The sequence below is a fragment of the Cohnella kolymensis genome, from assembly GCF_000829465.1.
In the GTDB taxonomy this organism is placed as follows: domain Bacteria; phylum Bacillota; class Bacilli; order Paenibacillales; family Paenibacillaceae; genus Cohnella; species Cohnella kolymensis.
Window position 1 is genome coordinate 480,651 of record NZ_JXAL01000001.1, and the last position, 19,181, is coordinate 499,831.

Genomic DNA, 19,181 nt, shown 5'->3' on the forward strand with positions numbered 1-19,181 from the left:
AACTGCCCCTTTCGTCTCATTGTGCGGAAACAACCTACTATTTGGCCATCGCGGCGCGGCAAATGTTTTTCAGGTCCTCCAGCGTCGGTTTACGTGGATTGACAGGCACATTGCCCGAAGTCATCGCTTCTTCGACAATCATGTCGAGATGCTTCTCTTCCAAACCGTAATCGCTGAGTGTCTGGGTGATGCCGACATCGTTCTTGAGCTGACGGATAGCGTGAACCGAACGTTCCGCGGCTTCCCGTTCCGACAGATGGTCAGTCTTCTCTCCGAAGATCCGGGCGATTTCCGCATACTTGGAGGTGTTGCCGATTATGTTGAATTGCATCACCTCAGGCAGCAAGATGGCGTTGACCGTGCCGTGCGGAATCTTGAAATGTGCACCTAGCGGAAGCGCGAGCGCATGAGCGAGTCCCAGGCGGGTCGAGTTGAACGCCATCGCGGCGATCAGGCTGGCGACGAGCATATCATGGCGTGCTGACACGTTCTCCCCTTGGACAACCGCGTGCCGCAGACTCTTCGAGATCATTTTCATAGCTTGAATGGACAAGCCTTCCGAGATCGGGTGCGTAGCTTTGTTTACATATGACTCGAGAGCGTGCGTTAAGGCGTCCATACCGGTTGCGGCGGTGATGTGCGGCGGAAGCGAAACGGTCAGTTCCGGATCGCACAGAGCCAGGGTCGGGCAATTGTATGGGCTCCCGACGCTCAACTTCAGCTTCTGTTTCTTATCCGTCATAACCGACCAGATCGTCACTTCGCTGCCTGTTCCTGCAGTTGTAGGAACGGCGATGACCGGAGCCCCCTGGTGGATGACCTTGTTGATTCCGACATAATCGCGGATGTTGCCGGGATTCGTCAGCATCAGGCCGATCGCTTTGGCTATATCCAGTGAACTTCCTCCGCCGACGCCGACGACCAAATCGCAGCCTTGTGATTTCGCGATCTGTGTGCCCTTTTCTACCGATTCGATGTCCGGATCGGCTTCGATCTCCGAGAACAGCAAGTGCGGAATGCCGGCCTCTTCGAGAGGCTTCTTGAGGCGATCGACTACACCGGCTTGCACGACACCGGGATCTGCAACGATTAACACTTTGGTGCCGGACAGCGCTTTCACATGATCGGCGAGTTTGCCGATTAATCCGGCTCCGAATTCAATGGCGGTTGGTATTTCATATCGAACGATGCGATTTGGCTGCATGTGACATTCCTCCGTTATGTGGTTTGATAGGCCGCTTCCAACAATTCCAGGTCATAGCGCTTGCCGATTTCCGCCAACTCTTCCACTACTTTAAGCGGCAATGTGATCCCTTCAGCTTTCAACCTGTCCGTTTGGCGAAACTCCAGCTCCCCGGGAATCAAAATTTCCTTGACGCCTGGAGCTTTCGGCTCTTCCTTTAACGATCGTATGTAATCGTCCATACGCGACTTGAAGACGTCAATCGGAATAAATTTATCGATATCCAGCGCGATGAAAAAGTGGCCGACATTCTGAGGCTGCTCCCAATTCTCGTACATGTTGTTGACATATTTGCCGAAGCCGGCACCCGTCAGCACGCCGGACAATATATCGATGAACATCGATATCGCATAACCCTTCGGGCCGCCCACAGGGAGCACGGATCCGGCCAGAGCCGCATCGGCGTCCGTAGTTGGGTTACCGTCACTGTCGATCGCCCAGCCAAGCGGAATCGCCTCCCCTTTTTGAGAGGCGACGATAATTTTTCCCCTTGCCACGACGCTTGTCGCCATATCAAGAATGAATGGAAGCTGTTCACCAGCCGGCGCACCGACCGCGAGCGGGTTCGTGCCGATGAACGGACGCACGCCGCCTGTCGGAGGCATCGTTTGCGAAGCGTTAGACATGACCAGCAAAATCTGGTTCTGTGCAATCGCTTTCAGAGCATAGTAAGCACCGGTGCCGAAATGATTAGAGCCCTTCACTGCAGCAATTCCGACACCGAAGTCCTTCGCACGCTTCATGGCCTCTTGCAGTGCTTTCGTGCCGATCACCGAGCCGAAGTTGTTGCCGCCGTCGATCAATGCCATGGCGCCGGTTTCATTGACAATGCGGATTTCAGCGGCCGGATCCATTCTTCCGGCCTCCACCCGCTTCAGATAGATGGCCGTGCGCACAACCCCGTGTGACTCCACGCCTCGCAAATCCGCTTGAATGAGCGAATCGGCAATGATTGCGGCACTCTCTTGGGGAACGCCTGCCCGTTCGAACACGCGGGCGCAAAATTTCTCAAGTTTCCTCCAGTCAAATCTAAGCGGCAATGTCAACCAAATTCACAGCCCTTCTCCTTTAACGTCTTGTCGATCCAGCTTCTGTCCACGGTCCCGTCGGCGATCGAATCCATGATGGACTTTTCACGAATTTGCTGCTCGCGTACGACTTTAAGCAGTGCTTCAGCCTCGGCGGCAGGGATCGCCACTAAACCGTCTTCGTCGCCAAGCATAATGTCGCCCGGCCGAACGATCATCCCTCCTACCGATACCGGGACGTTCACTTCGCCGGGGCCGTCCTTATACGGACCGCGGTGCGTGATGCCCCTTGCGTATACCGGGAACACTCCGTCGGCGAACGCCGCCGTGTCGCGAATTGCGCCGTCGATTACAAACCCTGTTATGCCTCGTTTCTCAGCGAGTCGCAGCATGATTTCGCCCACGATAGCGTTCGTCAAATCTCCGCCGGCATCGACCACGATGACGTCACCCGGCTCAGCCATGTCGATTGCTTTATGTACCATCAGGTTGTCGCCGGGACGGGTTTTCACCGTCAATGCGACACCGAGCAGCTTACCGCCGCTATGATAGGGACGCAGGGCTGCGGACACCGCTTCCATCCGGTTTAAATTATCGCTGACATGCGGCGTAACCACATCGCGGAACTGCTCCACCAATTGCTGCGGCGGCCGGTTCTTCATATCCAACACGCGAAATCCGATGTTCGGCAATGAAATCAATCCTTTCTGCTCAAGTTGCTAGCGCGGTGCCGGAACTGGATTCGCGGATAATCAATTCCGGTTCCAATACCGTCATCTGCGGTTCTTTTATTTCAGTTGAATTTATAAGCTCAATGATCCGTTCCGTCGCGAGCTGTCCCATCTGCATAGCCGGCTGCCGGACTGTCGTGAGCGGCGGATTCAAATGCTGAGACCATACGGTTTCGTCATAGCCCACCAGCGCGATATCTTGAGGAATCCGCAGCCCGGTCTCCTTGATTGCCGCCAGCACTTCCAAAGACATCATGTTGTTCGTGGAAAAGATGGCGTCCGGTCTGTTCTCCGAAGTAAGCAGGTGCTTGACAAGCTTTTGTACCTCGCCCTTTTTCTCTTCGATCTCGTGGAACATCTCAGCTTGGATTTCGATTCCGTGGTTGCTCAAGGCCTTCTTGTAGCCCTCGAACCGTTCCACTCTCGGTGACACGCCTTGCATCGGGTAAACAAGGAAAGCGACTCTTTTCCTTCCCTGCGCGATCAAATGCTCGACGGCAGCCTGCGCGCCGCTCACATTGTTCATCACCACCGAGTCTATGGCAAGATCCGTAATTTTACGGTTGATTGTAACAATGGGATACCTGTCGCCGATGAGACTTTGAAAAAGGGGACTGTTAACGGCCGTTGGGTTGATGATAATTCCGTCCACCTGCCGCAAACGAAAGCTGCGAATATGTTCTTCCTCGATAGCAGGATCGTCGTTCGAGTTGCAAATCATGAGGCTGTAGCCTCGGCTCCTGCAGGTGTCCTCCACCCCCTCCAGCACCCGCATCCAGAACGGGTTGAGCAGGTTGGAGAGAATAATGCCGATCACCTTTGTTTTAACTTGCTTCAGCCCTTGAGCCAATGAATTCGGACGGTAGTCCAATTCTTGAATGACCCGCTGAACCCGCATAACCGTTTCTTCCGTCGCATTTCCGAAATTGCCGTTAAGAATGCGGGACACGGTCGTTTTCGATACGCCCGCCCGCTTTGCCACTTCGACGATCGTTATCTTCAAAAGCTAACCCCCTGCTGGAAAGCGATTTCAGGAACCGTTTTCGGAAACCGGTTTACAAAAACCAATTTATCACACGATTCCTCCTTTGGCAACGCTTTTTTTCCGCTGGGTGATTAATTAGCAGAGCCTGAATAAAGCGAAAAACCCTTGATGTACCAAGGATTTGGCTCATCAAGGGTCTATTTAAAAGTTCAAATTCTACGCATGATAGTTACAACTGTTATAAGCATCCGCCACTATCAGCTCAATCGATTTTAATGACAGCTTTAATAAACCCGGAAGGTTTGGATTTCATGGACTCGTAAGCTTTATCTACCTCATCAAGACCGTAAACGTGAGTGACCATGTCTTTCATGTTAAATAATCCGTTCTGGATCAGCTTCAAGCCGGCTTCCATCTGTTTCATGTGGACATGAGCACGCCGTTCATGCGCATTGATGACTGAAATGGCTTTCCAGTTCCATAACTCCATGTTAACGGATCGCACACCATCATTACCTTGGTGATAGCCTACCACTGAGAGTGCGCCGTGCACGGCCGTCATGTCTCCTGCCAGCTGCAGTCCTCCCTGGGAACCGGTCGCTTCTACAGCAATGTCCACGCCCTTAATCCCTTGCTCCATATGACTCCATTCCGTGATTTTATATGAAGCCGGTAGGTTCTGCGGTGTATAAATCTCATCCGCACCAAATTTCCTCGCATGCTGCAGGCTTTCCTCACGCATATCGACTGCGATGAGGCGACCGGCGCCTTTTAGCCGCATTAGCTGCAGAAAGCCAAGGCCCATGAACCCCGCGCCTACAATTCCGACGCTGTCACCCAGTGACACAGGCGTTCGATCCGCACCGCTCATTAAACAAGAAAGCGGTTCTCCGATCGCTTCTATATCTTCTAATCCATCCGGCACTTTAACGATGTTACGATAATCGGCTTTCGCGTATTGTGCGAATGCGTTTTGAATAAGCCCGGTAACTCTGTCTCCGACAGAGAATCCATAGACCCGGCTGCCGACGGATTCGATGACGCCCACCGGCTCATGACCGAATATCGGCTGCTGACCGGAAGCTTCAAGCCATCCGGCGCCTGCCGTCCATGGGTGGAGTTCGGAGGCGCAAACACCGCATACGATAACCCGAATGAGCACCTCCTCATCCCCAATGACTGGAATCGGCACCTCCGCGATCTCGCTCTTTTGCGGTCCGGCAATAACGCTCGCTTTCATGTTCATAGCCACAGAAATGCACTCCTTCACTTTGTATCGGAATCTATTAGATCTCGTTTTGAGCTATTTTCAAATGTTTGCTGCAATTCAGCAAATCACAGCGCCAGCCTGACTCGTAAAAGTCCAGGACAGACAATGAAGTATTCGTCAAATGCTGCTGCACAACCGTACCATATCGATTAGCCAGAACAGGTTCAATAAGGCCGCCATGGCTAACGATTAAAATTCGTTTTCCAGCATGAATACGCGAATTTTCTTCTAAAAAAGAGTCCCAGCGAACAAGCAGAGAATCTAGCTTCTCTCTTCCCAAATCCAACTGCCGCCAGTTCTCTCCCCACCGTGCAACCCTTTCCGGTAATGTCGTCCCTTCCAACATCCCGAACCCACGCTCACGCAGCCGCGCATCCACGCCCAAGAAGGGAATCGCGGATGAGCTTGCCAAGAGCTCAGCCGTTTGTGCTGCTCTGGTTAAATCGCTGGATAAGATGCCATCCCAATCCGCAGGTTGAAGGGACTTGCCTAATAATATAGCTTGATCACGGCCAATTTCAGCAAGTGAGATGTCCGTCAGTCCCTGCATGCGGCCCTGCAAATTCCATTCGGTGGTGCCATGGCGAATGAATCCGATTCTGATCATGAAGCCACAAAATACTTGGCATGTTTCTCCAGGGTCTCGTTCGACTCATCGGTAATGATGATGCATTCCTCGATGCCGAAAGCCTTGCAGAAGGTCGTTTTATTCGCCTTGGAGCTGTCTAGCAGAACATAGGTATCCACCGAATTGTTCTTGACGATTTCCTTCTTCTTGGCTTCCTTCAGGTCCGGCGTATTGATCCCGCTCTTAAGGCTGTAACCGCTGGCGCCTATGAATGCCTTGTCAAAAAACATACTTTCCAGCTCGGTTTCCGTTAACGGTCCGGCGATAGAAGCGATCGATTTCGTGATTTCTCCGCCCAGGACGATACAGCTGAATTTGGCATCATCAATATCGGCAATCACTTTCGTGTTGGAAGTGACGACTTTGATATTCTTCTGTTTCAAATATTTGATCATCTCGAATACGGTCGTTCCGGAATCGATGTAAATAACGTCTCCGTCATTCACCAGCGAAGCCGCGAACCGAGCGATCTGATCCTTTTTCTCAATGTTCAGTAACTCTTTGGTTTGGATCGGCGTTTCGTAGGCATCCTCCTTGATTCGGACGCCGCCGCCCCGCAAAAGCTCGATTTGCCCTTCTTCGGCTAAGGTCTTGAGATCCCGGCGGATCGTAGACAAAGAAGCGCTTTTCATCGATTGGGCCAGCTCTTCTACGTAAACAATTTCTTTCTTTTCGACCTCTTCAAGAATCTGCTTTCTGCGTACATACGGAATCATGATTGATTCACCTCAGCCTTCAGCCCATTCGGAACGGTCGTTTCAAGTTCTGTTGACGACGGCATCGCGGGCTGTCCGCCGATTTTTGTTACGGTAATCGCTGCCGCCCTTGTCGCGTACCCGGCTGCTTCGGCAGGTTCTTTCCCTTCGAGAAGCTGGCAGGCGAAAGCGCCAATATAGGAATCGCCCGCACCGGTCGTTTCGATCGCCTCAACCTCCAAAGCTGGCACGTGGACATGTGAGGCAGCGTCAAACAGCACGCTTCCGTTTTTGCCTAACGTAATGATCAACAGCTCACCCACCTTGTCATAGAGCTCGCGTCCATACTTCAACGCGGACTCCAGTCTTCGATGATCTCTCCACAATAGAAAGACGCCTCGGGTTCATTGACAACCAGACAATTCACCTTCGCCAATGCATCCGCCGAAATGGCTGCTGCAGGGGCGGCATTCAGGATGACATAGCAGCCCGCCTCATGCGCCTTATGAATGCTGTATTCTACCACTTCGATCGGAATCTCCAGCTGAAGGATCACGATAGAGCTGCGTTTCAGAAGAGGCTCAATTTCATCGATCCTCTCTGGGGTCATCTCATAGTTGGCTCCCTTGGAGATGGTTGCGAGCAGGCTTCCATCCTCCAAAGCGTTGACGACCCCGACACCTGTCGCTGCGTCCGTTCGACTGACGTAGTCGGTAATGACGCCGTAACGCGCCAAATCATTCAGCAATTGATCTCCCAGAACATCCCTGCCGACTGAACCGACCAGATAGGTGGAAGCTCCCAGCTTAGCGCATTGAACGGCCTGGTTGGCCCCTTTGCCTCCACCCGTGATCGTCAAATTCTCGGCCGAGTAGGTTTCTCCGATGACGGCTAACCGCTGCTGCTTAAAGATCATATCGAAATTCAAGCTGCCGATCACCGTAATGATTTTCTCCTTCACCTTGCCCACTCCTATCCAGCCTGCACCTTATCCGCTTTGTTGTCCGTTTGTCTTCTTCCGAACAATCTTTTGCCGAAACCGCTGAATTTGCTTTGGATAATTTCGAAATAAGCGGCTACCGCAATAATTCCCCCAGTAGCGATGTATTGCCAGAACGAGTCAACGCCGACAACGACCAGACCGGTTTTGAGCGCAGATAAAATCAACGCACCGAGCAGCGTGCCGAGGATGCTTCCTTTTCCCCCTGCCAAGCTGGTGCCGCCGATGGCTGCTGCAGCAATGGCGTACAACTCATAGCCTTGCCCGGCGGCAGGCTCTCCTGTGCCGAGTCGAGCCAGCATAACCATGCCGGCAAGCGCCGCCCCCACGCCGCACAAAGCGTAGGTAACGATTTTGGTGAAATCGACGTTGATGCCGGACAAGCGGGTTGCCTCCTCATTGCCTCCAATGGAGAATACAAAGGTACCCGTTCTCGTCTTTTTGAGAATGATGTGGCTGATAATCGCAAACGCCAGCAAGATCGGGATCGATATCGGGAAATTTCCGACCAGGTCCCCATCCATCATATCGCGGTAATTTTGAGGAATATCCAATACAGGCCAGCCGTTGGTGATGATGTAAGCCACGCCGCGGAAGGCGCTCATAGTTGCCAATGTTGCGATAAACGGCTGGAGCTTGAACTTTGTTACGAGCAGGCCGTTAAAGATCCCAATGACCGCGCCGAGCAAGATTCCTAGAATGATGGCCAGAAAAGGGTTCATGCCATGTTTGGTCAGGAACCAGCCGACACTGACGATGACGATCGCCATGATCGAGCCGATGGACAAATCGATTCCGCCCGTAATGATGACGAAGGTGATGCCGATGGCCAGCAGGCCGTTAATGGTGCTTTGATCCACGATATCCAGCAGATTACCGGGACTTAAATAGATAGGATCTATTGCGGCAAAAACCGCTATCATCAGGAACAGGGAGACGACCAATCCCAGTTCCCTGCCCATTTTTTTGGTCAATCCGTTGATTAGGTTCATGACTTCTGCTCCATTCCGCCCATGGCGTAATGTAATATGGTTTCTTCATCCAGTTCCTGCCTGTTAAGCTCTTTGATGACTTTCCCTTCATGCATGACCATCACCCGATCGCTCATCCCGATGACTTCCGGCAGCTCAGATGACACCATGATGATCGATTTGCCGGCCTCAAGCAGGTCTTCCATCAGCCTGTAAATCTCCGCTTTGGCGCCGACGTCGACCCCTTTGGTCGGTTCGTCAAAAATGAGGACATCCACGTCCGTGGTGAGCCACTTGCCGAGCACGACCTTCTGCTGGTTGCCTCCGCTGAGATTGTAGGTCATATAATAGGGATCTTTGGGGTTTAACTGGAGCTCCTTCGTGAAATGGCGGCAGCTTTCGACTTTCCGTTTACGGTTAATAAAGCCGAGCCGCGAAAATTTCTTCAGAGAGGCAAGTCCCATATTCTCGGCATTGGTCAGATTGTGAATAAATCCTTGGGTTTTCCGGTTTTCCGGGATCAACCCGATGCCGTGCTTCAAACCTTGCTTCGGTGTGTGAATCTTCACCTTCTTGCCTTTCACATATATGTCACCGGACGTCTTCGGATCGGCGCCGAATACCGCACGCACGACATCGGTTCGCTTCGAACCGACCAGACCCGAAAAGCCCAAAATTTCGCCCTTGTTCAAGTGAAAGCTCACATTCTCGAAAACGCCGGTTCTGCTAAGATTCTTGACTTCCAGTACGACCTCATTCGTTCTCAGTCCCAGCTTTTTGCGTTCCGCGAATGCGGCGACGTCCCTGCCCACCATACTTTGAATCAGCTTCTGACGCGTAATCTCCGCCGTGTGATAGGTGCCGACATATTTACCATCGCGCAGCACCGTGATGCGGTCCGAAATTTGAAACAATTCATCGAGCCGGTGCGAAATAAATATCACGGTGATCCCATTTGCCTTCAATTCCCGAATGATCTCGAACAACGCTCTCGTCTCGTTTTCCGTCAATGCCGCAGTGGGCTCGTCAAAAGAGATGATGCGGGATTCGTGAAAGAGAGCCTTGGCGATGGAGAGCATTTGCATCTCGCCCGTACTCAGCGTGCTGACCAAATCCGTGCTTTTGAACTTGCAGCGCAGACGTTTGAGTATCACATCCACTTTGGCATGCAGGGTTTTAAAGTCGATAAAAGGACCGTTCTTCGGTTCATGCCCGAGCGCAACGTTCTGTCCAACGGTCAAATCCGCAATCAAGCTCACCTCTTGATGGACTTTGGAGATACCGGCTTCGATCGCGTCTTGCGCATTCTTGAAGGCAGCCTTCTGGCCTGAGATCCAGACTTCACCTTCGTACTCGTTATAGATGCCGTGCAGAATGTTGAGCAAGGTGGATTTGCCTGCGCCATTTTCCCCGATCAACGCATGTACTTCGCCTTCAAGCACATCGTAACTGATGTTTTCGAGTGCCTTAACGCCGGGAAATGTCTTCGTTATCGCCTTAAAGCTTATAATCGGATTTGATGTCATTCTCCCACCCTCTTATGAAGAAACAGCCGGAGGTTCCGTCCGGCTATTTCTCTTGGCTCAGCTTGCTTGATTATTCGAACTTCGCGTTCTCCCAGCCGATGATTTCTTCAGCCGGAGTGTTTACGTTAGTGCTGTCAATCAAAGCTTGCGGCGTCCATACGACACGCGGCAGCTTCTGTCCGCCGAGGACGCGAAGCGCCACTTCCACGGAAATTTGTCCTTTGTATTTCGGGAAAGAATCGACGGTAGCGGCCAGTTCGCCTTTCTTGATGGATTCGTAAGCTTCGCCGATGCCGTCAACGCCGACAACGAGGATATTCTTACCGGATGCCTTAACCGCTTCCACAATGCCGAGTGCCATCGTGTCGTTATTCGCAAAAATCGCTTTCAAATCAGGATGCTTCTTGATCCAGGTTTGAGCGAGATCCTTCGCTTTAGACCGATCCCAGTCCGCATTTTGCTTCTCTACGATTTTAACATCCGGCGCATTGGCTTTCATCCAGTTTTCGAAGCCAGCCGTGCGTTGACGAGCTGCAAACGCTTTCGGCATGCCGATCACAATGGCAACTTCACCTTGCTTGTTAATTTTATTTGCAATCCATTCTGCTGCCAGTTCTCCATTTTGAATCGCTTTAGGACCTACGAAATTCGGAGCGGCGGCAATCAGGCCGTCATTGACGTTAATGACCGGAATTCCGGCTTTCTTCGCGTCTTCTACACCCGGCGTCAGATTGCCGTCGGAGATCGGAGAGAGCAGCAGAGCAGAATATTTCTTGTTAATCATGTCTTTGACGACGGACAATTGGCCTTGTTCGTCCCCTTCACCTTGAGCCGCCTTGACGTCGATGCTTACATCGATGCCGGAGTCTTTCATTGTCTTGGCGCCGAGTTCCATACCTTCTTTCAAAGTTCTCCAGTATTCATTCTCGAATGCTTTGGAAACTCCTCCCAGCTTAATGGATCCGGACGGTTTAGGCACCGCGCCAAGCTGCTCCCGCATTGCTTTAAAGTCGACGCCGTCCGCCTCATCAGGGTTGAACGCTGCGGTTTCTACCGGAGCAGACCCGGAAGAACTCGGTGCAGCCGCGCCGTTGCCTCCTCCGTTGTTCGAACCGCAAGCTGCTACAAACAGTGCGAAAATCATAACCAATACAAGCGCTTTCAAAGAACCTATTCTTCTCATTCTTGTTTCCCCCAAATAATAGTATGAATGCTTGGCAAAGCAGTTTATTTCAGGCAGGCGAGCATGATTTCCTGCGCTGCGACGGCGTCGTTGCGATCGATGATCGATTGTATCCGATCCATTCCGATCTGGTCGATCAACTGGTCGAGTTTGTTAAACATCACAATATTGGCCTTGAGCTCTTCCAGAGGCTGTTCGCGAATCGGGAAAGTATCGAAATAAACAACACCTTGATAGCTATACTTCTTCAGATAATAGATGAACTCAAGCGATTGAATAAAGTTGACCGAGCCTACTATAAGTCCGTCATCATTGAGCTTGTTCCCGTCATTCAGATGAACGCCGTACAATTTGTTTCGCTCAGCGACCAAGCATAGCCCGTAGGCAGGATTTTCGGCCTTCATCAGCATGTGGCAGAAATCAAGAGTGACACCCAGATTGACAGCGCCTACATCTCCGACCATCAGCAGCGTATCTGCATAACTGGAAATGAACGAATAAGCGCGGGGTTGGAACGGTTTATACTCGATGCTGACTTTCAGATCGGAGCCGTAACGGCAAATTTCTTCGAATGCCTGGGCGACTTGCTTCCAAACCTTGGCGTAATTGATCTGGAAGGAGTAATCGAATCCCTCATAGCCCATCCACACAATGATATGTTCTCCGCCCAGTTCTCTGCAAATGTCAATTGATTCCTTGCACAGTTCAATGGCTTTGCGTGCGACATCCGGATTGGAGTTTCCAAGCTCGCCGTTGATGAACTCATTTCGAAACCGCGGTGCGATGGCGTTCAGCTTGATGTTGTTCCGCTCCAGCGCCTCTTTAATTTCTTGAACGGAGTTCGTTTGAAAATGTTCCGGGTAATTCAGGTCCACATGAGTGAGACCCGATACCGCAGCGATCTGATCGATGGTCTCGACGATTGAGCGATTGGGAAAAGAATTAAGCCTTGTTGCGAATTTCATGTATAGCTCTCCTTGTCAGTTAGGTTCTCTCTTTCACTCCTTGAAGGCCATTTCCGGCGCGGGTGAATGGATAAGCGCTTACAAAGCGGTCGCTGGTGACCGAGCCCCCTCCCAAGTAACGTATCTGCGTTCGATAAATTTTGAAACTAGATGAAAGTTATTGAGTTATTGCCTACGTTTAACTTAAAATAATCGCTTGTTTTTGTCAAGTATTTTCAATTATTTTCATTTTTTCATGAACATAAAAGAAATTTTATGACTTTATGTGATTTTTTCCAAGCGAGGTTAGATTCCTTCACGGCATGTCAACCAATAATATTCTAATGTTTCAAAGCTGCGAATATAGAAACTAGTTGATACAAAGTGGCGTCTAAGTATCTGTTGATCGAAATAATCACCCAGACTAGATTGTGAGGAGCAAAGAAAGTATAATGAAAAAGTTTTTTGTTGTTCTTGCCTTGTCATTTCTATTTATCACCATTGCGTTTGGACAAAAAACGTATGCCGCAGAAGTCACCCCGAGTATATATCTAAATGGTGCTAAGCTCATTTTGTCACAGTCCCCAGTCATTAAAGATGGCACAACTCTTGTACCCGTTCGGGTAATCTCCAATTCGCTAGGCTATGACGTTTATTATAGCGCACAAGACAAGATGGTTACGGTGACTGACGCCACAACAACGCTGCAATTACAGCTTAATCACTCTGATGCTGTAATGAACGGTCAAATCCTGCATATGCAATCAAAGCCTGTTGTAATCAAAGGCACCACAATGCTGCCATTTCGTTTTATAGCAGAACAATTTGGTTTAGAAGTGAAATGGAATTCCGTAACAAAGACGGTGCATCTATCGAGTAATGTGGATACAAACGTGCCATCTTCAGGGGAAAACACAAAACCACCCGTTCATGACGCCCCCGACAAAACGGTGCTTCAGGATTTTGTAACCCAATCAGATCATTCGCTGGTGCTGTCATATGCGGGAAAAGCTTCATATTCTACTTTCACCCTTCAAAACCCGAATCGTATTGTGGTTGATGTGCCGAATTCCAATTTTGAAAGTGGTTTTAATGGCTTAGTTAATTTGGATGACCCTGCGACTTTCGCCGGGACGATCCAAACAAGTCACCCGCTAATCAAACAGATTCGATATGGGCTATTCGACGAGAAAACCTCCACCATTCGATTTGTTTTTGATTTATCGCAAAATGCAACAATGACAGTGCGTCAAATGAACGACACGCAACAGATCTTGTTTAACTTCACCGCTAAACCGGCTTCTGCAGCTAAATATAAAGTGGTTATCGATGCCGGTCACGGTGGTAAAGACCCTGGCGCAATTTCGGTAACCGGCAGATCCGAAAAAAGCTTTACGTTGGCAGTAGCGAAAAAGGCACAAGCTCTATTAGCCAAAGAGGGTAATATCGAAGTGTTAATGACCAGAACCGGCGACAGCTACCCGACTTTAAGCAATCGCACGAACCTAGCCAACAACAAAGATGCAGACGCTTTTGTTTCTATTCACGCAAATGCAGGTCCGTCCTCGGCGCACGGAACGGAAGTGTTTTACATGCATGGCAACAGCCAACGACTGGCAAAGATTATGCACGACAATCTACAAACGATGGTTGGCTTTAACGATAGAAAGATAAAGACAGCGAGTTCTATGTGATTAGGGAAACGACTATGCCATCCGTACTGCTGGAAATGGGCTTTATCTCAAATGCCCAAGAAGAGCGGCAAATGTATAATCCAGCAGTGCAGGACAAAATGGCCTTGGCAATTGCGACGTCAATTAAGCAGTTTTTCAAAATATAAGTAATAAAAAAGTAGACCCTTCCTTTTGACTTGGAGGGGTCTTTGTATAAATGCAATACATTAGTCATGTTTGTTATTATGGCAGTTTCAAATACGTTGTGATTGCTGTAACCAGTCCCTGCGCGAGCTGATTTTGAAAATCTTCAGTATACATGAGTTGTTCTTCGTTCGGATTTGAGAGATATCCCGCTTCGAACAATACGGCTGGCATTGTTGTTTCTCTGGTAACATGCAGACTCTTTTGGAGAATACCTCGATCCTTCAAGCCAACTGCTGGAACGGCAAAATCATGAACCATTTTAGCAAAGTCCAGGCTTTCAGGCCGCGTATAGTAAGTCTCGCTTCCTACTATGCTGCTTTTAATATTGCTGTTGCCATGTACCGATAGGAAGAGGTCGGCATTCAGCGATTCCGCCAAGCTGACCCGCTCCGCCAAAGCGGGAAAGGAATCCCCATTTCGGGTAAGTACCACGTTAAGCTGTGGTTCTTGGTTAAGCAGTGCTTGCACCTTCAATATGACGTTTAAATTAAAATCCTTCTCCCAGCGACCTGAAATGCTTTTAGCGCCGGGGTCCGTGCCTCCGTGTCCCGCATCCAGAACTACAGTATATAGCGAAGTGTTCTGCTGCGGCGTCTCTTCAGAATCAAATACAATCTGGATTTCCCCAGTTTCTGCGTTGTTATGTATCTCGTATTCCGATTTTTTATTTAAATCCAACACGAAACGAATTGTCTTGGGATTATCGCTAAACACAGAATAACGAACCTTTTGCAGCACGGGATCGCCTGAGATGGGCAGTTCACCCAAACGCGGCGCCTTCGGGTCCGCGGAAAGCGCCGGCAAAAAATCGTCGGCGAAGTCTACTGCAGCCAAATCGACTACTATTCGATCCGGATTTTCCAAAGTCGTCACGGCAGGTGTCAGCACCCCATCGTACTTCAAATTGACCGATCCATTTTCGTAGATGACCTGACGTAGACGAGCGGTAACATCAACTGGATTAGCAGGAGTATCCGATTCATCAACTGTACCCGAATTGTCCGTTGATTCAGCAGAGTATAAGAACACAGTTTTGCTTACATTATCCCAGTACACTTGCAATCCCAAAGTTTCGCTAACAAATCTAAGAGGGATAAGTGTAGTACCCGAAGCTATCGTGGGTGGGGCTTCCAAAGTAAATGTCTTTTGATTCACCATTGCGGTTGAATTATTGAGCGTCATTACAATAGTGGAGCTGCCGTTTTTTACTGAAACACGCTCCGTTTTGTTATCATAACTCACTATGTAGCCAAGGCTCTCTCCTACCGCGCGTACAGGAAGCATCATATGTTTTCCAATAAATCCAGGAGGCTCTTTGAGAGTTAGGACTTTGCCATTCAGAACGATACTTGGAGTTGGCGACTGCCCGTAAGTGATTCCGGCAGTCAAGCACAGCATAAATACAAATACGAAAAGAAAGGTCACCCAATTCTTCATGCTTCACCTCGGGAGTAAAATTTCTACCTTCCTATCGAATAACTATGCGGTAGTTTTCTTGCTTTCCCAACATTAGACGACCAAAGACAACAAAGGTTGCTTTGTAGAAGCAAAAAAATGGCACTTTGTCCCGATTATTGACGAATCGGATACAAAGTGCCATATATCCCTGTTAAACCTTATAAGCCTTCATCGCCTTGAACAACTCTTTCATCGAAGGCTTCTTGCCGTACATCAGTACGCCCGCGCGATAAATCTTCGCAGAGATCCATCCGATAAGGAGTACCGACGCCAGCAGAATGCCGATGGCTAACACGACTTCCCACCACGCGGGATCACCTAAGCCGATTCTCAGGAACATCAGGAACGGTGTGAAAAACGGAATGAATGAGCAGATGACGATAAGTATATGATTCGGATGTGTGAGCCCGAACATCGAAACATAGAATGCCACAACAGTTATGAGAGTGATAGGCATCACCGCTTGCGCCAAATCTTCCGTTCGACTTACGATGGAGCCGACCGCAGCGAATAAAGTCGCATATAGGAAGAAACCCGTTAAATAGAACAGTACTGCGAATGCTACAAGCGCTGGATCGATCGACTGCAGCTGCACGCCCATCGTTTCTAAAGCTCCAGCGTTCTGCGGCTGCAAAAGATTAAGCAGAAGCGCCCCCAACAATACGACGATTTGCAGCAATCCGATCAGGAACGTGCCGATGATCTTGCCGAACATCTGCTTCAGAGGCGAGACGCTCGTGACGAGGATTTCCATCACCCTGGAGCTCTTCTCCGCAGTAATCTCAGTTGCAATCAGCTGTCCTGTAATCATGACCGCCATAAATAACAGAATAATGAGTACATAGGTTAAACCGATCGCCGTGCCTTGCTCTTCCTGAGTTTTACCGGTGTCATCGCCAGAGCTGACCTGAACCGGGGTTAACTCGACCGGCGCCGCCAACATCGTTCTCTGTGCTTCCGTAATACCTAAATCCTGGACAACCAATTCGTTCTTTGCAGCTTGCAGACCCGTTAACAGCGATGGAAACGCTCCCGAACCCAGCGCACTGTCCGAGTTGTAGGTTGTCTTCGGAAAATGGATGACCGGATCGTCAACGAAGGTGAGATAGCCGTCAATATTGCCGTCCGTCAGCGTTTGTTTAAGCACCGATTCCGATTGATAAGCTTGAAGGGCAACTTCCGGTTCCTCCTGCGCGGAGTAATACTTTTGTAAAGCAGCGATGACGGCCGGTTGCTGCCCTTCTACATAACCTACGGCTGCCGGTCCGTTCGAATCGAATTTGCTTAAAATGTACGGCAGATTGCCAACGACAACCAGCAATACCGCGAGTACGATGGTGGTGACTATAAAAGCTTTGCTCCTCAGCTTGTTGCGCATTGTAAACGCCATGACGGTCCATATACTATTCATTGGTTCTCACCTACCGTTTTGATAAAGATTTCGTTTAAGGTCGGCTCCATGACTTCGAACTTCGTCACAGGCCCTTGCGCCAATGCATGCCGCAGTATCGCTTGCCCTGCTTCCGGCGACTGCACCTTCAACTCGTAACCGCCATGCTCGTGACGAATGACCCGATTCACGCCGGCTACCGCTTCCAGTCCGTCGATCGTGCCATCCGACGCCACAATTACACGTTCCTGCGGGAAACGTTTCTTGATCTCTTTGATCGGTCCCTGCAGCACAGGATTTGATTTATGCATAATTGTAATATTGCGGCACAGCTCTTCCACATGCTCCATCCGGTGGGTGGAGAACAAGATGCTGGTTCCATTATCCCGCAGCTCTTTCACCGTTGCTTTCAGCAGCTCGACATTCACCGGATCCAGACCGCTGAACGCTTCATCAAGGATTAAGATGCGAGGTCTATGTATAACGGCGGCAATGAACTGGATTTTCTGCTGATTGCCTTTGGACAGCTCTTCTACCTTTTTGTTGTAATACTCAGGCACTTGGAATTTATCAAGCCAAATCTTTAAGTTCTGTTCGGCATCCTTGCGGGACATACCGCGCAATTGAGCCAAATAAATAATTTGGTCGCTCACTTTGATTTTCGGATACATGCCTCGCTCTTCCGGCAAATACCCCAGCATGCTCAACTGTTCTTTGCTGTAGGGTTTTCCTAAATAACGAATGTCGCCGGCATCCGGCAGAATAAGTCCCAAAACCATCCTCATTGTCGTTGTTTTACCTGCGCCGTTCGCGCCCAGCAATCCGTAAATCTCACCTTCCGAGACTTCGAAACTTAGGCCGTTAACGGCTGTTTTGTCGCCGTAATTCTTGACGACACGCTCTACGATTAACGAATTCATCTCCTTGCTTCCTCCTTACGAATTAAACATCCAAGTATATCTTCCAATTCCATCCGCTGTACTCCCAGCACCTGAAATCCGCAAGAACGGCAGTAAGTCTCCGCCCGCTCCGGCTCATTCACTTCAAGCCGGAACAACCCCGGTCCGGTTTCCGACAATCCTTGAAGCCCAGGTGTCTGCTGCAGCTTCCCGCTGCCGTCAGAACCCTGTTGCTGCACTGCCAGTACGCGCCAATCGTCGAAAAGCCGGTCTTTCTCATACAAGCCAAGAATACGTCCTCGGTAAATAAATAGGATGTAGTCCGCCAATCGCCTAACTTCTTCCGTCACATGGGAAGCCAGAATCAACGTTTTGTCCCCGGCTTCCATATAACGTTGCAGTTCCTCGAGCATGACTTTCCAAGCGAACGGGTCAAGGCCCGAAGACGGCTCATCCAACAGGAGCAGCTCCGGATCATGAGCCATCGCAATGGACAGCTCCACCTTGCGGCGCATTCCCTTGGACAGCTTGGAAAGCTTCACATTCCCGTCGCCGTCAAAGTGGCGCAGCAGCTTGCGATAGCGTTCCCAGTCCCAAGAGGGATACCATTTGCTGGCGAACCGGGCTTTCTCATCGGCGGTAAAGGAGTTCTCATAAGCGTGAGGGTTTTCCGATAAAAACCCGATTCGTGCTTTGAAAGATCCATCGTTTTTGAGATCCAGGCGTGTTCCCAGAACGGCAGCTTCACCCCTCGTAACAGGCTCCAATCCCAGCAGCATTCGGAACAAGGTGCTCTTGCCGGAGCCATTGGGACCGACAATAGCCGTCACCATGCCGCGGGGAATATCACAATCAAGAGGGCCAAGCTGAAATCGATCTCTTTGGAGCCTTACGCCTCGCAGCGTAACCGCATTTGCAGCATCATCCAAGCCGGTCATGACGGCCCCTCCTTCCTGTCCTTCACTTTTCGCGCAACAATCCGTTGAAAAAGATCTTCCATCTCTTTCACCGTGCATTGCAGCTGGAGCCCGGTCTCAATAGCCCGCTCCAACTCCTCGGCCACACGGTCCAGTCTATGTTCATCGCGGGCAGCGGAGTCCACCCCCGCCACAAAAGTACCCGTACCTTGCCGCGTGCGGATGAGCCCCTCATTTTCCAAGTCCTGATAGACCCTTCGCACCGTTATCGCACTGCATTTCAGAGACATCGCCAGCTCCCGTATGGATGGAAGCAGTGCGCCTTCCTGCAGCTGGCCGCCGAGAATGAGCCCGCGCAGCTGCACTTCTATCTGATGATATAGGGGTTCCGGACGCTGCTCATCAATTCGAATCGGCAGCCACACATGCTCAC

Annotated in this window: 18 protein-coding genes and 1 pseudogene; 1 reads left to right on the plus strand and 18 read right to left on the minus strand. The window is 50.2% G+C overall.

Going from position 1 to position 19,181, the window contains the following annotated elements; translation table 11 throughout:
* Nucleotides 1–37: 37 nt before the first annotated feature.
* The 13 genes from SD71_RS02275 to SD71_RS02330 all read right to left on the minus strand — a co-directional run bounded on the left by SD71_RS02275 (nt 38) and on the right by SD71_RS02330 (nt 12,225).
* On the minus strand, nt 38–1,204 hold the full coding sequence (locus SD71_RS02275) for an iron-containing alcohol dehydrogenase (RefSeq protein ID WP_052475864.1): 1,167 nt from the start codon (nt 1,202–1,204) through the stop codon (nt 38–40).
* Nucleotides 1,205–1,218: 14 nt separating this feature from the next.
* Nucleotides 1,219–2,289 carry an Ldh family oxidoreductase gene (locus tag SD71_RS02280; RefSeq protein ID WP_041058990.1) on the minus strand — a complete coding sequence of 357 codons (1,071 nt, stop codon included), beginning with the start codon at nt 2,287–2,289 and terminating at the stop codon, nt 1,219–1,221.
* The gene (locus tag SD71_RS02285; protein WP_082033995.1) at nt 2,286–2,963 is read right to left on the minus strand and encodes an RraA family protein; all 678 of its coding nucleotides are present in this window, start codon (nt 2,961–2,963) and stop codon (nt 2,286–2,288) included. The genes SD71_RS02280 and SD71_RS02285 overlap by 4 nt, the downstream gene beginning before the upstream one ends.
* A 19-nt stretch (nt 2,964–2,982) precedes the next feature.
* Nucleotides 2,983–4,005: a LacI family DNA-binding transcriptional regulator gene (locus tag SD71_RS02290; protein WP_041058991.1), complete on the minus strand. Its 1,023-nt coding sequence runs from the start codon at nt 4,003–4,005 to the stop codon at nt 2,983–2,985.
* A gap of 244 nt (nt 4,006–4,249) precedes the next feature.
* The gene (locus tag SD71_RS02295; RefSeq protein ID WP_235426974.1) at nt 4,250–5,233 is read right to left on the minus strand and encodes a zinc-binding dehydrogenase; all 984 of its coding nucleotides are present in this window, start codon (nt 5,231–5,233) and stop codon (nt 4,250–4,252) included.
* A 40-nt stretch (nt 5,234–5,273) separates the two neighbouring features.
* Entirely contained in the window at nt 5,274–5,864 is a 591-nt protein-coding gene (locus tag SD71_RS02300) for a histidine phosphatase family protein (RefSeq protein ID WP_041058995.1), read from the minus strand.
* Nucleotides 5,861–6,601 carry a DeoR/GlpR family DNA-binding transcription regulator gene (locus tag SD71_RS02305; protein WP_041058998.1) on the minus strand — a complete coding sequence of 247 codons (741 nt, stop codon included), beginning with the start codon at nt 6,599–6,601 and terminating at the stop codon, nt 5,861–5,863. The genes SD71_RS02300 and SD71_RS02305 overlap by 4 nt, the downstream gene beginning before the upstream one ends.
* Complete coding sequence (locus tag SD71_RS25405; RefSeq protein WP_200889540.1) at nt 6,598–6,933, minus strand: PfkB family carbohydrate kinase; 336 nt, start codon at nt 6,931–6,933, stop codon at nt 6,598–6,600. Before SD71_RS25405 ends, SD71_RS02305 begins: the two co-directional genes overlap by 4 nt.
* Nucleotides 6,930–7,541 (minus strand): PfkB family carbohydrate kinase, encoded by a 612-nt coding sequence (locus SD71_RS25410; RefSeq protein ID WP_200889541.1) that lies wholly within the window; start codon nt 7,539–7,541, stop codon nt 6,930–6,932. The genes SD71_RS25405 and SD71_RS25410 overlap by 4 nt, the downstream gene beginning before the upstream one ends.
* Before the next feature lie 11 nt (nt 7,542–7,552).
* Nucleotides 7,553–8,572 carry an ABC transporter permease gene (locus tag SD71_RS02315; RefSeq protein WP_052475865.1) on the minus strand — a complete coding sequence of 340 codons (1,020 nt, stop codon included), beginning with the start codon at nt 8,570–8,572 and terminating at the stop codon, nt 7,553–7,555.
* Nucleotides 8,569–10,077 (minus strand): sugar ABC transporter ATP-binding protein, encoded by a 1,509-nt coding sequence (locus tag SD71_RS02320; protein ID WP_041059001.1) that lies wholly within the window; start codon nt 10,075–10,077, stop codon nt 8,569–8,571. Before SD71_RS02320 ends, SD71_RS02315 begins: the two co-directional genes overlap by 4 nt.
* Before the next feature lie 70 nt (nt 10,078–10,147).
* Complete coding sequence (locus tag SD71_RS02325; RefSeq protein WP_041059003.1) at nt 10,148–11,260, minus strand: sugar ABC transporter substrate-binding protein; 1,113 nt, start codon at nt 11,258–11,260, stop codon at nt 10,148–10,150.
* Nucleotides 11,261–11,304: 44 nt separating this feature from the next.
* Complete coding sequence (locus tag SD71_RS02330; RefSeq protein WP_041059005.1) at nt 11,305–12,225, minus strand: sugar phosphate isomerase/epimerase family protein; 921 nt, start codon at nt 12,223–12,225, stop codon at nt 11,305–11,307.
* A gap of 431 nt (nt 12,226–12,656) precedes the next feature.
* On the opposite strand from SD71_RS02330, the pseudogene SD71_RS21840 reads away from it, so the two are divergent.
* Nucleotides 12,657–14,044 (plus strand): annotated as a pseudogene (locus SD71_RS21840) (N-acetylmuramoyl-L-alanine amidase).
* Between the two features lie 76 nt (nt 14,045–14,120).
* Here SD71_RS21840 and SD71_RS02340 read toward each other — a convergent pair.
* From SD71_RS02340 to SD71_RS02360, 5 genes are all read right to left on the minus strand, one after another.
* Nucleotides 14,121–15,521, minus strand: coding sequence for an N-acetylmuramoyl-L-alanine amidase (locus SD71_RS02340; protein ID WP_041059007.1), 1,401 nt, complete (start codon nt 15,519–15,521; stop codon nt 14,121–14,123).
* Nucleotides 15,522–15,693: 172 nt separating this feature from the next.
* Nucleotides 15,694–16,953 (minus strand): ABC transporter permease, encoded by a 1,260-nt coding sequence (locus SD71_RS02345; RefSeq protein WP_041059009.1) that lies wholly within the window; start codon nt 16,951–16,953, stop codon nt 15,694–15,696.
* Nucleotides 16,950–17,852, minus strand: coding sequence for an ABC transporter ATP-binding protein (locus SD71_RS02350; RefSeq protein ID WP_041059012.1), 903 nt, complete (start codon nt 17,850–17,852; stop codon nt 16,950–16,952). Before SD71_RS02350 ends, SD71_RS02345 begins: the two co-directional genes overlap by 4 nt.
* The gene (locus SD71_RS02355) at nt 17,849–18,769 is read right to left on the minus strand and encodes an ABC transporter ATP-binding protein (RefSeq protein ID WP_041059015.1); all 921 of its coding nucleotides are present in this window, start codon (nt 18,767–18,769) and stop codon (nt 17,849–17,851) included. The genes SD71_RS02350 and SD71_RS02355 overlap by 4 nt, the downstream gene beginning before the upstream one ends.
* Nucleotides 18,766–19,173 (minus strand): GntR family transcriptional regulator, encoded by a 408-nt coding sequence (locus tag SD71_RS02360; RefSeq protein WP_041059017.1) that lies wholly within the window; start codon nt 19,171–19,173, stop codon nt 18,766–18,768. Before SD71_RS02360 ends, SD71_RS02355 begins: the two co-directional genes overlap by 4 nt.
* Nucleotides 19,174–19,181: the final 8 nt, after the last annotated feature.

Excerpts from the sequence above, each read along its gene's own strand:
- SD71_RS02275 (WP_052475864.1), bottom strand. The coding sequence starts at position 1,204 with ATGCAGCCAAATCGCATCGTTCGATATGAAATACCAACCGCCATTGAA.
- SD71_RS02295 (WP_235426974.1), bottom strand. The coding sequence starts at position 5,233 with ATGAACATGAAAGCGAGCGTTATTGCCGGACCGCAAAAGAGCGAGATC.
- SD71_RS02300 (WP_041058995.1), bottom strand. The coding sequence starts at position 5,864 with ATGATCAGAATCGGATTCATTCGCCATGGCACCACCGAATGGAATTTG.
- SD71_RS02305 (WP_041058998.1), bottom strand. The coding sequence starts at position 6,601 with ATGATTCCGTATGTACGCAGAAAGCAGATTCTTGAAGAGGTCGAAAAG.
- SD71_RS02315 (WP_052475865.1), bottom strand. The coding sequence starts at position 8,572 with ATGAACCTAATCAACGGATTGACCAAAAAAATGGGCAGGGAACTGGGA.
- SD71_RS02320 (WP_041059001.1), bottom strand. The coding sequence starts at position 10,077 with ATGACATCAAATCCGATTATAAGCTTTAAGGCGATAACGAAGACATTT.
- SD71_RS02325 (WP_041059003.1), bottom strand. The coding sequence starts at position 11,260 with ATGAGAAGAATAGGTTCTTTGAAAGCGCTTGTATTGGTTATGATTTTC.
- SD71_RS02330 (WP_041059005.1), bottom strand. The coding sequence starts at position 12,225 with ATGAAATTCGCAACAAGGCTTAATTCTTTTCCCAATCGCTCAATCGTC.
- SD71_RS02340 (WP_041059007.1), bottom strand. The coding sequence starts at position 15,521 with ATGAAGAATTGGGTGACCTTTCTTTTCGTATTTGTATTTATGCTGTGC.
- SD71_RS02345 (WP_041059009.1), bottom strand. The coding sequence starts at position 16,953 with ATGAATAGTATATGGACCGTCATGGCGTTTACAATGCGCAACAAGCTG.
- SD71_RS02350 (WP_041059012.1), bottom strand. The coding sequence starts at position 17,852 with ATGAATTCGTTAATCGTAGAGCGTGTCGTCAAGAATTACGGCGACAAA.
- SD71_RS02355 (WP_041059015.1), bottom strand. The coding sequence starts at position 18,769 with ATGACCGGCTTGGATGATGCTGCAAATGCGGTTACGCTGCGAGGCGTA.